Annotated in this window: 10 protein-coding genes; 4 read left to right on the top strand and 6 right to left on the bottom strand. The window is 51.5% G+C overall.

The window, feature by feature from the left end; translation table 11 throughout:
• Positions 1-25: 25 nt before the first annotated feature.
• The gene (locus XM38_RS07235) at positions 26-4,861 is read right to left on the bottom strand and encodes a non-ribosomal peptide synthetase (protein ID WP_080807285.1); all 4,836 of its coding nucleotides are present in this window, start codon (positions 4,859-4,861) and stop codon (positions 26-28) included.
• 432 nt (positions 4,862-5,293) lie between these two features.
• Between XM38_RS07235 and XM38_RS07230 the strand changes: the two genes are divergently transcribed.
• Positions 5,294-6,010 carry an alpha/beta fold hydrolase gene (locus tag XM38_RS07230; RefSeq protein WP_088429411.1) on the top strand — a complete coding sequence of 239 codons (717 nt, stop codon included), beginning with the start codon at positions 5,294-5,296 and terminating at the stop codon, positions 6,008-6,010.
• 144 nt (positions 6,011-6,154) lie between these two features.
• The gene (locus tag XM38_RS07225) at positions 6,155-6,730 is read left to right on the top strand and encodes a (2Fe-2S) ferredoxin domain-containing protein (RefSeq protein WP_080807291.1); all 576 of its coding nucleotides are present in this window, start codon (positions 6,155-6,157) and stop codon (positions 6,728-6,730) included.
• Positions 6,731-6,748: 18 nt separating this feature from the next.
• Here XM38_RS07225 and XM38_RS07220 read toward each other — a convergent pair whose 3' ends face one another.
• The 3 genes from XM38_RS07220 to XM38_RS07210 form a co-directional block, all read right to left on the bottom strand.
• Positions 6,749-7,408 carry a Fe2+-dependent dioxygenase gene (locus XM38_RS07220; protein ID WP_080807293.1) on the bottom strand — a complete coding sequence of 220 codons (660 nt, stop codon included), beginning with the start codon at positions 7,406-7,408 and terminating at the stop codon, positions 6,749-6,751.
• Positions 7,409-7,526: 118 nt separating this feature from the next.
• On the bottom strand, positions 7,527-8,378 hold the full coding sequence (locus tag XM38_RS07215; RefSeq protein WP_080807296.1) for a hypothetical protein: 852 nt from the start codon (positions 8,376-8,378) through the stop codon (positions 7,527-7,529).
• 71 nt (positions 8,379-8,449) lie between these two features.
• Positions 8,450-9,454, bottom strand: coding sequence for a multicopper oxidase domain-containing protein (locus XM38_RS07210; protein WP_088429409.1), 1,005 nt, complete (start codon positions 9,452-9,454; stop codon positions 8,450-8,452).
• 258 nt (positions 9,455-9,712) lie between these two features.
• Here XM38_RS07210 and cobW point away from each other — a divergent pair, with 258 nt between their 5' ends.
• Both cobW and purB read left to right on the top strand, forming a co-directional pair.
• On the top strand, positions 9,713-10,747 hold the full coding sequence (gene cobW, locus XM38_RS07205) for a cobalamin biosynthesis protein CobW (RefSeq protein WP_080807300.1): 1,035 nt from the start codon (positions 9,713-9,715) through the stop codon (positions 10,745-10,747).
• A 67-nt stretch (positions 10,748-10,814) separates the two neighbouring features.
• The gene (gene purB / locus XM38_RS07200; RefSeq protein WP_088431559.1) at positions 10,815-12,110 is read left to right on the top strand and encodes an adenylosuccinate lyase; all 1,296 of its coding nucleotides are present in this window, start codon (positions 10,815-10,817) and stop codon (positions 12,108-12,110) included.
• Positions 12,111-12,135: 25 nt separating this feature from the next.
• On the opposite strand, the gene XM38_RS07195 is transcribed toward purB, so the two are convergent.
• On the bottom strand, positions 12,136-12,435 hold the full coding sequence (locus XM38_RS07195; protein ID WP_080807301.1) for a hypothetical protein: 300 nt from the start codon (positions 12,433-12,435) through the stop codon (positions 12,136-12,138).
• A 571-nt stretch (positions 12,436-13,006) separates the two neighbouring features.
• Entirely contained in the window at positions 13,007-13,144 is a 138-nt protein-coding gene (locus tag XM38_RS28705) for a MerR family DNA-binding transcriptional regulator (RefSeq protein ID WP_187329317.1), read from the bottom strand.
• Positions 13,145-13,212 lie beyond the last annotated feature (68 nt).

The raw sequence follows: 13,212 nt of genomic DNA, 5'->3' as shown, positions 1-13,212 counted from the left end.
AGAGTCGGCTTCGTTTTAGTAGTAATCAAGATGGCTTGACTTGTAGTCCACCGCTTTCAACAAGATAGCCCAAGTATCTCCCGATCAGATCGTTGTCAATCTCGGGACAAACCAGTGACAGCTTAGATAAAGCTTGTTTAGATAAACGGCTATCAAACTCCGCCTTTTCTAATGGCAGCTCATCCTCAGAACTCAACGTAGATAAAAATGTTGCTAAATCATTGGGATAACCTGCCTCTATTTGAGTTTTCAATTGTGATAGCCATAGAGGATAGGGACACAGTTCCAAATGATAGCCATTAGCCTGGATGCAATCTATCAATTGCGTCCAGGAGATAGCCTGAGGATGGGTAATATGAAAGGTTTGACCCAAGTGATTTGGATCTTGACTGATGGAGACAACGGCTTTGCTGACATAATCTATGGGAGTGAGATTGAGATTGTTGACTAGATTGGGCGCCTTGCCGAGCTGCAGACAACCTTTAACCAAACTAACAAAGAAATCATTTGGCTTGTTAATGATGCCAGTCTGACTATTCCCGAGAAGCGTCCCCAGTCTATGAATGGTGATGGGTAGACCTCGAGACTGCGCTGCTTTGACCAAATTTTCAGCAACCCACTTTGTCTGATCATACCCAGCTTTAAGTGTTTCCTCAAATTGAGGAGTCTCCGTTTCTAACACCGGACTCCTATCAACATAAGCATCGGAAAAGACAGATAGAGTGGAAATGAAGTGGACTGGTTTCGTTTTAGTGTATCCCGCTAATCGCAACACTTCTTGTGTGCCTAGAACATTAACTGATTTTAGGGCTGAGTAAGGATACATAAAATTCACCCAAGCACCATTATGGTAAATAACATCGATGCTCTGGGCTAAATCTTCAAACTGCGGTTCTGATAGGCCTAGATATGGTTTAGAAAGATCGCCAACAACTGGAATGATGCGATGACGATATGTCTGATGCCAAAGGCCATGGGATTTTAAGTGATCTTCGAGGCGCTGCTTGGATGAAGTCCCAGCACGATGACGAACTAGGCAGTATATATCGGCGTCTGTAATCATCAGAAGTTCTGACAGCAGATAGGGTCCGACAAATCCGGTCGGACCAGTCAGAAGAATGGATGCAGGAGATATCGCCCTGGCAAAGTCTATGGGGTTGGGATAGTGAATGTTCGGATCGAGATTCGCCTCAGCCTTAAGATCGAAATCCGACAGATATGGGACGTCTGCTGGGGCAACATGATTCGTTTCAGTTTGCTCGGTGATGGCACTCGCTAAAGTGGAAATGGTGGGATTCTTGAGCAGGAGCCAAACTGGAATATCTATCTGCAGCCGTTCGCTTAAGCAATTGACAAACTGAATGGCTAATAACGAGTTGCCGCCTAGCTCAAAGAAATTGTCTTCTAGCGTAACTTGCTTTACTCCCAGCAATGTAGACCAAATCTCTGCCAGTGACTGCTCAGTAGGTGTATGCGGGAACGCTGGCACTGGTTCATCGACCTTGAGCTGACTGCTGTAGGGAGGAGGTAGTTGTCGCTTATCGACTTTACCGTTGGGAGTCAGTGGTAATGCATTGATCAGAATAAAACTAGCTGGGATCATATAATCCGGCAGCTTTTGCTTTAAATACTTGCGTAGGGCTCCAGCAACGGTTCGCTGTAGCGCTTGCAGTATGCCCTGAGATTCCAGCAGGTGAGCAGCACTTTTTTGCAGCAGGGCTTGATCAGCAGTAGTCGGATGCAGTGCTATACCCACTCGGGAAGCATGATTCCAGATCACCTGACCACTGAACCAGCGCTCATCATCTCGCCCTGGCAAAGGGAAACGAACTCGAACAGAATCGCCTTGGGACAACTCTGGGGGAGCCTGGGAGAGGCCTATGCCTAATGAAGAGATGTCAACGGTTTCTAGTTTTGCCGATTTCCCAGCATAGTCTAGCCAGCACTCCGTCTGATAGGGAATGCGATCGGGGATGAGATTAGATACGATATAGGCGGTTAATTGTTGATGGCCTAAGTGATCTGATTGGGCAATGACAAGGGCTTGGCGTACCTCTGGATAGGTTGTAATGGCCGACTCAATTTCTCCCGGATCAACCCGAAATCCACGAATTTTAACCTGTTGATCAACACGCCCTAAAAACTCTAAGTTCCCATCCGGGAGATAACGGACTAAATCGCCGGTCTTATACAATCGGTCATTGGAGCTGGAGCCGAACGGATTAAGAATAAAACTTCTCTGGGTGAGGTCTGGAGCATTAAGATATCCCCGGGCCAGGGCAATACCGCCTAGGTATAGTTCACCGGATAGGCCGAAGGGCACCAATTGCTGCTGCTCATCCAGGACGTAGGTCTCGATATTACCTAGGGCTTTACCAATGGGAATCTCGGTCGAGGCTAACACGTTCGTTGCCATAGGCACCTGATGGGGCAACTGATAGGTTGTGGCTACAACGGTCGCCTCTGTGGGGCCATAGGTATTGATGAGCTCAGTGGATATGCCAAGATAGCGCTGCCATTGTTTTACATAGTAGGGATTGGCCCGCTCTCCGCCAATAATGATGCACCGTAAGCTTGAGGGTAACGATAGCTTGGGTTGTTCTACTAAGACCTCCACCAAGAGGTGCCAGTAAGCCGTGGGTAAATCTAAGACAGTGAGCTCGTAATCTTGACAGGTCTCGAGGAAGGTCGGGATAGAGTCCATCATATTTTCTGGACGCAAAAAGAGTGTTCCTCCCGAGACCAGGCATGTATAAATTTCTTCTATAGCTGCATCGAAACTAAAGGATGAAAACTGTAGGATGCGATCCGCTGAAGTAATGTCATAGGTTTGGCAAGCTTGTTGGACAAAGTTGACTAGGGATCGATGCTCAATCATGACTCCCTTCGGCTTGCCTGTAGAACCAGACGTGTAGATAACATAGGCTAAGTTTCGAGCAGTGACCTGGCTTAAGGGATTGGCGATTGAGTGGCTCGCAATTGTGGGCCACTCTGCGTCTAAGGCAATGATATGGGCTGTCGTGTCGGGAGCATTGACAAGGCATTGCTGATGGACCAGTAAGGTAGATGGTTGGCAGTCAGTAAATATGTGCGCTAAGCGTTCTTGGGGATAGGTTGGATCAATGGGAACATAGGCGGCTCCAGCCTTGAGAATACCCAACAGTCCGATCATCATGTCTAGGCAACGGGGCATGAAAATGCCGACTAGAGTATCGGGGCCAATGCCTAAGCTTTGTAAATAATGGGCGAGTTGATTGGCCGCTTGATTCAGCTCAGCATAGGTGAGCCGATCTTGCTTGAAGACAACGGCGACGTTGTCAGGCGTACGCTCAACTTGCCGCTCAATTAACTGATGGATACATTGTTGTGGTAGTTGGGAGTGAGCCTGACTCTGAGCCGTCAATAATCTACTTTGGTCTGCTTTCGACAAGAGACTGAGTTGGGTAAAGGGCCGGTCTGGTTCAGCGATAGCAGCCATCAGCAAGGCTTTGAATTGTTGGGCAACGCGAGCAACCGTCTCCCGGGAAAACACGTCGGTGCTATATTTCCAGCATAGCTGCAGATAATCCTCAACTTCCATGACGGTGAGGTAGAGGTCAAATGCCCCCCCTCCTTGTTCTCCCATAGGATAGGGCTGAATGCTCAAGTTATTGGCTACATCCCCTATAGCAGCGTAAGGATCTGCTTCCCAACTAAATGAGACCTGCACTGGCAACGACTCGGTAATGCCTTTATGCTTATGTCTAAAATAGTTTGCGACGTCCAGAAAGGGATAGTCTCGATGCTGCGCCACTTCGTCGATGGCAGCAGCTACTCGTTCAAGCATCTCACGAAAGGAGAGTTTCCCAGTTAAGTTAAGCCGACACAGAACTAAATTAGCCAACATGCCAAGGACAGTGTTAGAACGTTCTTCATCTAACCAGCTCGACATGAGTGGGATACCAACTGATAGGTTTTCTTGCTGGCAAATTCGACTTAACAGAGCATAGAAATTGGCCAGTAAAATCACAAATAAGCTAGCATTGTGTTCCTTACTAAACCCCTTAATCTGGGTGACTTCAGTGGCTTCTAGATGGTTGAGATAAACGTCACCGTGATAACTCGGGCTAAGCGGCCGAGGATAATCAATGGGAAGTTCTAACTTGACTGGAGAATCGGCCAAATAGTTTTCCCAGTAGTTTCCCAGTTGAATGCCTGTTTCAGTGGACAGTAGCTCGGCTTGCCAGTTAATGTACGTTGGGTATTGCCAATGCTTAGCTGAGGGTTCCTGAACGATTGTCGTGGCTGAGTGCGATAAGTACCCCTCAGTGAAGGCCGAGCTTTCAGAGAGCTTGAATCCCCGAGTAGATAATTCATGTCCTTGAACCTTGGAGTAACGTTGCAGAAATTTTCTGAGTAGGATACTCAGGGAGCGGAGTTCCCCTGAGATTTCATGGATAGTGACTAATTGGATATGTATCTGTGGTGCTCGCTGAAAGAGACAGACTTTTAGGGTTGGTCCAGTTTCTAGGCGAAACGGATCTCGGGATTCTGCCAGAATATATTGCCTGACTTCTTCCTCACTTAGTTCAGATGCATGAATGACTTTAAATGTGAGGTCTGGGGAAGTGGCTGCATGGATCACCTGCTCAGGTTCAGCCTGATGCCATCGATAGGTTGCCCGCAGAATCGGATGGGTCTTGACAACATATTTCCAGCTGTCTTGCCAAAGTGCCGTATCAATGGCTCCTTTAATCAGGGCTGTCGTGTAGATGTTATAGGCAGGGCTATCAGGGGCCAGTTGGTAGGCTAACCACAGTAATTTCTGGTTCGGAGACAGGGGATAGGAGACTGTTGGCTGTCGATAAGGATAGCTGTCCATAATCCTGATGGCTAGAGGAGTGTCAGAGTATTCACCTTACCTATTAAGCCCAAGGATCGACTAAATGAACAGTTAATTCTATAAGTTTAGTGGATATCTCAAGTAGCTTTCATAGCGTCTACTGATTCAAATCGGGGGCACAAACCTATCTTGTCTGAACAGATGAATTATCTCTGGGTCACGCTTCCGTATGGACAGTTAAATCGACGTACTATTTGTTACCAGAAAACTGGTTTTTGTAACTAGAAACGTGCTGCTTTCTATCGACATTCCTAGCGAGTATTGTCGCAGCGAACCTCCAGCTAATGAGAATTGATTGCATAGAAGATGGCGGCATACTACTCTAGGGGTTAGGATTTAACAGGAATAATTTTCAATTAATCGGTCTCGCCGTTGATCTCCCTAGCTGACTGTGATTTGGAGAACTAACCCATGCCAGCCATTCCCCATCTCCTGTGGCTGAATCTGAGCCCCAGCCTCTGTCCTCTGAATCGACCGTTGCTACGGCAGCTATCCTATCGAGGGACGGTAGCTCAATGGGATTATCATCATTCTGCCGACGAGCCAGCCCTTTTGGAGATTCCGTTGACGCTGCTCCATGACCATCTCAAGTCTGTAGCGCAGCCGGTGCATTTAGCGGGCCATGGCCTGAGTGGAGTCTTAGGGCTCCTTTATGCCCAGCGCTATCCTGAGCGGGTCCGCTCACTCACGCTGCTGGGAGTGGGGCCTTACCCAATGGTGACTTGGTATTCTCACTATTATGCCCAACGACGCCTGTTACCCTGCCACCGCGATCGCATCTTGCTCAAACTGGTGAACGATTTATTTGGTCCCATGGCCAGATCGATGGTGCGAGAGTTGGTCTGCCGTCTCGAGGCGGATTTAGATAGTACTCCCGCCCCTCATTCGCTCATTTGCCATCCCTACCTGGCCCCCGGCAATTCTCCTGTACCATTACTGGCCTGTGGGAGCCAGGACGATGGCGTGATTGCCTCCCATGAGTTTTTGAGGTGGCAGCATTGGCTACATCCCGGTCGTGGGGATCAGCTTTGGCAATGTCCCCAGGGACGCCATTTCTTTCAGTACAGCGAAGCCGCTGCCCTAGCCCGAGCCATGGGGATTTTCTGGCAGTCTCTGACGCCAGCCTAGTTTACGGGGAGGTTGGGGACGCTGGGTTACGGGAATCTTTATAATGAGAAGGGATTGCAAGAGAGGGCGGGCCTGGTTATGCTAAAGACATTCAAAGCGGCTATGATATCCGGTTTTTGAGAGAGACGTCACTGGACTATATTTATGACTCAATATGCTGATAGGCTGCGGCATCAAGGGATTCTGCAGGGTACCTATGTCGCCGATATTCGCTCCGATCACGGCAAGTTGAAGGGGATTCGACTGCAGACTCCTCAGGGCACCTACGCGGTTAAATTGCCCAAGCCCCTACGCTATGCGATCGCACGGGAACTCACCCTAGGAGCTCCGGTGCGAGTGTGGGTGCGCAGCAAGAAAGACAGCTTGAAAGCCATCCAGGTGATTCCCCTCACTCCTCAGACAGCCCTGGAGTTGCCCCCTGAGCCCGCCTCGGTTTCGCCCCGGCAGGCCCATCGCATTCAAGTCTGTGGTAAGGGCAGCTGCTGTAAGCGTGGTGGCAACGCCCTGTGGCAGGCGCTCAAGCAGGTAGATGCCGAGCGTAGCGACATCGCCCTAGAGCGCACCGGTTGCCTAAAGCACTGTAAACATGGCCCTAATCTGCGCATCGGCAAGACCTTGCACAGCCGGGTATCTCCAGCCCAGTTGCCCATGTTACTGCAGCGTCATTGCCCCCAGGCTGAGACCAGCCCCTATCCGGTCAGTGGGCCTACGCACTCATAAGCGCTCATCGCAGCCAGATTAATCACACCAACGGCGCAATAGATTCGCCATGCTCTTAGACAGCAAGTCAAACTCAGGGGTCTTACCGTCCTTGGCAAATAAACTGCGGCGGGCTGTCTCTAGATCAAATAATAGCTCTCGCTGGGCCGCATCCCGTACCCAACTCTGGGCCCACCCCACAGCCACCAGCCGTTCTCCCTGGGTCACCGGATCTACTCGATGTAGAGTCGTGGATGGATACACCAAGGCTGAGCCAGCGGTGAGTCGGTAGCCTTGTTCATCGTCCGGGCCGGCAATGACCAACTCACCACCGCTATACTCTTCTGGAGCCGAGAGAAACACTGTAAACGACACATCAGAGCGATGGCCCGCCATCAGAGCATTATCGACGTGGAGACCATAGCTCATACCGGCAGTGTAGCGACTAAATAGAATCGAATGAATGGTCTTGGGCCGCACCGCAATCTGAAACAGAGGATGGCGATTTAAGGCGGTCTTGATTTGCTGTTTCAGGCTGGCGGCTTCTGGCACCGTCTTGGCCAGTTGCTGATTATGCTTGACCAGCTTGGCATGCCAACCAGCGGTCAGTTTTCCATCGATAAATTCGGCCTGGGTTAAGGTCTGAGTCAGCTGGGTTAACTCGTCTGGGGTTAATACCTCGGGAACCTGGAATAGCATGATTGGAAATACAATGACGCCATATCATCTTAGAAAAGTCCGGCCAGGAAACTGACCGGACTAGGGGGATAGGTGGCAAGGATGGGGCACTCAGTCGCTAAATGACGCTGACAGGCAGTTAGCTGTGCAGTTCGACTTCAGAGACGAGGCCATTGATCTCAGATGGAGATTTGATCGGTGCCTCGGGGGGGTTGACTGAGGGCCAAGCCGTTTTCAACTCCTCGAAGGCGGCGGCAATCTCGGCGGCATCTTGCTCATCCATCTGATCGGCAACCCCTTGATAGAGGTCTTCGGCGTAGAGGACAAAGCCGCGGGAATCTTGATATTCAACGATTTCAACGAATTTATTATTTGCGATCGCAGCCTCGTACTCTGCAGCTGCGGTCGTCAGCATTTCATTGACCACCGCCATCACCACCTCTGGGGATTGACGCTGCTCCTGGGGCACCGCTGCCATGGCGTCATCGACAGCCGCCATGGCCGTCTCAAACTGTTCCGCCATCTCAGCGCTGTCAGGGGCTGATTTGGCTAGATCATGAAGCTCTACCAGGGTGTCCTTAAAGGGAGCGGCCTCGTAGGTAACCAATTGTCCTTCAATTCCCCCATAGAGCTCATCAACCGGATGACCGATGTGGGGTTCAGCCTCTGCGTAGTTGCCTTGCTGCAGCAGTTCGTCAGCAACCATTAAGTGACCCTTCATCAGGGCCAAGGAAGTCAGGTAATCGACGGTAGGGTTACCAGTGGCACCGCCTTCGCCACCTTCACCACCTTCGCCACCTTCGCCACCTTCACCACCTTCACCACCTTCACCGCCTTCGCCGCCTTCACCGCCAGCATCCACGGCTGCAGTCGGCTCGGATGCTGCCTCTCCCCCGGCTTCACCGTCTGCCGTAGGGGTGCCGCAGGCTCCTAAGGTCGCCGTCAATCCTAGGGCTAGAAAGAAGTTAACGGGCTTTAGTCGTGTGGCCATATTAGTTGAGAACAATTTTCATATAGTTTCCCTGTAACTTTAGAACCTATGCCTGTTGCTGTCAATAGGCCTTAGGCCTTGAGCACGTCGAAGTAGCCAATGCAGCCATTGGCGGCCATCACGTCCTGGTGGGGATGGAACATGTAGCAGCCTGGATAGGCGTAGGCAAATTCTAAAATATGCCGCTCCGCTGTTCCCAAGGTAATCACATCCGTTTCTTGGCTAGGCTCTAGGGTGCGGCCAGTGGGATATACCTGAAACAGGTTGGCATGAATATGAAAGCTGGCGACGGGGTCAAACTCGATCATATTGAGTAGATAAAGCCGCACTCGCTGATGTTGATAGATGGCAATGGGATGGTCCCGGTAAATATTGGGGATACCGTTGAACGCATACAGCTCATTGCGTTGGTCGTCATTGATGTCATAGCCAGCCATCACCAAGACCATCTCATCGGCCGAGGGGCGGGCTTGGGGAGGATCTACGATCAAGAGCCCGTAGAGTCCTTTGCCGATGTGGCGGGTGACGGGTTCGATATGGCAATGATAAGGATGCACCCCAAAGGGCTCGGCATCGAACTCATAGATAAACGTTTTACCGTGGCGCACTGGATCGATGCCATCCATGGCCGCTGGGTGGGTGCCGTGAAAGTGCAAACTATGAGAATGCCCATCTTGATTGTGGAAAATAATGCGCACCCGCTCCCCGGCTTGGGCCCGTAAGGTGGGACCAGGCACCCGTCTGTTCAGGTTCCAACTGACGAAGGAAATGGCCGAGTTTAGGGGGAGGGTCACGCTGTCAGCCACCACCTCAAACTCCCGCACTGGCCCGGTTGCTTCGTGACGCAGGGTACCGTAGTTAAAGTCCCGTAGCAGGGCGATAGGGTCGTAGGGTAGGTTCAGATCCATCGCCGCGTCCTGGGTAGGGACGCGAACCTCTGCCAAAGACTGGCGGCGCCAATGTCGCCCTAAGCCGCCTAGAGCCAGGGCCCCCATACCAGCAGCAGCCCAGGCCAGAACTTGCCGTCGCCGCCAGGGGCGTCTTGTCCGGGGATGGGATGGAGGAGACTCAGCCATTAGGGATCGACGCTCAATCAGTAATCAGTATACTCAGTTGAAAATATATATCAATAACTGCTTTGACGTTGACGGCCCTGAAGCGGGCAACCGTAGGAAAATGGGGGTCAGTCGATTGGAGAGCTGATTTGCGGATTTAGGCATTGCCCCTGACGATGGATGGCATGGCAATGGGCATGGTAGGTTAAATGGGATTTGGCTTTGGCGAGGAGCAGTCGCCAGAGGTTACAGCGCCGTTTCAACCACCAACGTAGTCCAATGCATAAAATTCCAGTGACCGTTATTACCGGCTTTCTGGGGGCGGGTAAAACCACCCTGGTACGCCACCTGTTGCAACATAACCAGGGCCGTCGCATTGCGGTGCTGGTCAATGAATTTGGTGAGGTGGGCATTGATGGCGACTTGCTGCAAGGGTGTCAGGTCTGCGATGAAGATAAGACTGCCCTAAGCACTATCGTAGAGTTGACCAATGGCTGTCTCTGCTGCACCGTGCAGGAGGAATTTCTACCCACAATGCAAATGTTGATGCAGCGGCGGGACCAGATCGATTGCATCGTGATTGAGACGTCCGGATTGGCTCTGCCCAAACCGCTGGTGCAAGCCTTCCGCTGGCCCCAGATTCGCACCCAGGCCACAGTAGACGGCGTGATCACGGTGGTGGATTGTGAGGCGCTGGCCTCAGGACAATTGGTGGGAGACCTCAGTGCCCTGGAAGCCCAACGTCAGGCCGACGATAGCCTAGAGCATGAGACCCCCATTGAGGAACTATTTGAGGATCAGCTCCGCTGTGCGGATCTGGTGCTTTTGAGTAAGGTGGACCAGGTAGATGAGGCCACACGACAGCAAGTGGAGGCCTGGATGCGATCGCAACTACCACCAGGCGTTAAATTAGTTCCCTGCCACCGAGGTGCCCTCCCAGCTGATTTGCTGTTGGGTTTCAATGCCGCCGTCGAAGACAACCTAGACAGTCGCCCCAGCCACCATGATCATGCGGTAGACCATGACCACGACGACGACATCACCGCCATTCCCCTCACCCTCGACCACAGTTTTCAGCCCCAGGAGCTAATCCAGCGACTGCAATCCCTAGTAGAGCAGCGAGAAATCTATCGCATCAAAGGCTTTGTCCACGTCCCCCAAAAACCCAGACGCCTAGTGCTGCATGGGGTTGGTCAGCGCTTCGAAAGCTTTTACGACCGCCCCTGGGCTAATGGCGAGCCCCCCTTGACCCGCCTTGTCATCATCGGCCGGCAATTAGATGCAGCCATGGTACGGCAGGCCGTCGTCGGGTAAGACCCGATTGCCGCCATGGGGAAGCTGGCCGGGTACAATAGAGCGGTTGTATTCTGCGACACGGGCCTTGATCGAACGCTATACCCTGCCCGCAATGGGCCAACTCTGGACCGACCTCTACAAGTATCAAACCTGGCTGCGGGTCGAAGTCGCTGTCTGTGAAGCCCAGGCAGAACTGGGCTACATCCCCTCAGATGCAGTCGAGACCATCAAGGCCAAGGCCCAATTCGATCCCCAGCGGATTCTTGAGATCGAGGCCGAGGTTCGCCACGACGTCATCGCCTTCTTGACTAACCTCAACGAACATGTGGGCGAAGCCGGCCGCTATATTCATCTCGGCATGACCAGCTCCGACATGCTAGACACGGCTCTATCCCTGCAGCTGGTGGATAGCTTACAGCTGATCATGAGTTGCCTGGAAGACCTGATCCAGGCCCTGCGCTATAAAGCTCAAAAACACCGCCACACAGTCATGATCGGCCGTTCCCACGGCATTCATGCCGAACCGATCACCTTTGGCGTTAAGCTGGCTGGCTGGCTAGCTGAGATGCTGCGCCACCGAGAGCGATTAACCCAACTGCAAGAGCACATTGCGGTCGGTAAGATCTCCGGTGCCGTCGGTACTTATGCCAACATCGATCCCAAAGTAGAGGCCCTCGCCTGCCAAAAACTAGGATTACGGCCCGATACCGCCTCAACCCAGGTCATTTCCCGAGACATCCATAGTGAATTTATGAATGCCCTGGCCCTGGTGGCGGCCTCTATCGAGCGGTTTGCCGTAGAAATACGAAATCTGCAACGCACCGATGTTTTAGAAGTCGAGGAATTTTTTGCCCAAGGGCAGAAAGGGTCCTCAGCCATGCCCCACAAACGCAACCCCATTCGTTCTGAACGGCTGACTGGGCTAGCTCGCATCCTCCGGAGCAATGCCATGGCCGCCCTGGAAAATGTGGCTCTGTGGCACGAACGGGATATTTCCCATAGTTCAGTGGAACGGGTGATCTTTCCCGATTCCTGCATTTTGGTGCACTTTATGCTGGTAGAGATCACCGACTTAGTGAAGCATCTCTTGGTGCATCCCAACAACATGCAGCGCAACATGACCGTCTACGGCGGCGTCGTCTTTAGTCAGCAGATATTGCTAGCCCTAGTCAATAAGGGCATGAGTCGAGAAGATGCCTATGCCATCGTTCAATCTTGCGCCCATAGCGCCTGGAATCGGGAAGACGGCGATTTCCAAGCTCAAATCCGCCATAATGAGCAAGTGAAGCAGTACTTATCGACTGAAGAAATCGCTGCCTGCTTCGACCCACAACATCATTTGCGCCACTTAGATCAGATCTATCAGCGTCTGTGTATTTAAGTGTCTAACGCGTTCACCCCATCCCCTAACCAAACCAGTGGGAGACATTCTCTTGCTTCGATTGGCTAGGGTCAGAAAAACTCTGCTCATGACCTAAGACTTGTTCGATTCCGGTGCGAATCAGATGTTGATAAGCGTCCTGATGCTGACTACGATGAGCCATGGGATCTTGAGCCGTGTGGGTCACAATGAAATCGATCAATTGATGCCGCCGCGACGACACCATGAAGGCCCGATGATAGGGATAAAACGGATAGCCCCGTAACACCTCAGCAATATCTGAGGTAACAACAAGTTGGGTTTGCTCAGACGTAATTGTCAACATGGTTATTATGGCTATCTACACTCAACAAAGACAGTGCTGTCACCGTAGACAGACCCCACACCACTGATGATGCAAATAACGTGGAAAACGACTCAGATACGACGCTAGAGAGCGACATCGTAGGCCGGTTAAGACATAGCCACCAGAGATTCCAGCGCCGACGGTTGAGAGGGCTGTAGCACCTTATCAAGGCGATGTCCCAAGGATGCAATAGCGAGACGACCATCATCGGCAGCAGGCATAGCTTGCCAACAATGACGGCAGAACCAGTACACTTCCTGGTTACGAATATGCCTCATTAAATGATTGGTGCAACAAGGGCAGGTAGCCATAGCCGTAGTAACCTCAAATACTCTCTGACGAGATAACAATTGATCAGCCTTTTCTCTAGCGCCATTTGTAACAGTAAGAAGAGAAAGTGAGGATCTTGTGAGTAAGTCATGAAGCGTTACTCGAATGACATTCTTCGCAACACTTTGAAACAAAAATAAAGACTCCCCTTGCTCCCAGCCCAGTGTCAGCGGAATTCCCTTTACCCCCCTTAATTGGCTATTTGTCAAAGCTAATACCCCTAAGGGACTGACGTGGGTTGCGGCTGATTGTTAGCTTGCCGTTGAACGTGAACCGCATTCAGCCAGCCTCTCTTTTCATAAAACCGAATGGTGTCAATTGACACGCCCGTTCTATCCGCTAGCTCACGAATTGTCATCTTTGTTGCAGCGTTATCCCCTTGACTCTGGACCATAGTCCAAAGTTTATCGTGACTTCAGTTGTGGC

It is taken from the genome of Halomicronema hongdechloris C2206 (assembly GCF_002075285.3).
In the GTDB taxonomy this organism is placed as follows: domain Bacteria; phylum Cyanobacteriota; class Cyanobacteriia; order Phormidesmidales; family Phormidesmidaceae; genus Halomicronema_B; species Halomicronema_B hongdechloris.
Note: the sequence above shows the minus strand (reverse complement) of the source record. Positions and strands in the feature narration are given on the sequence as shown.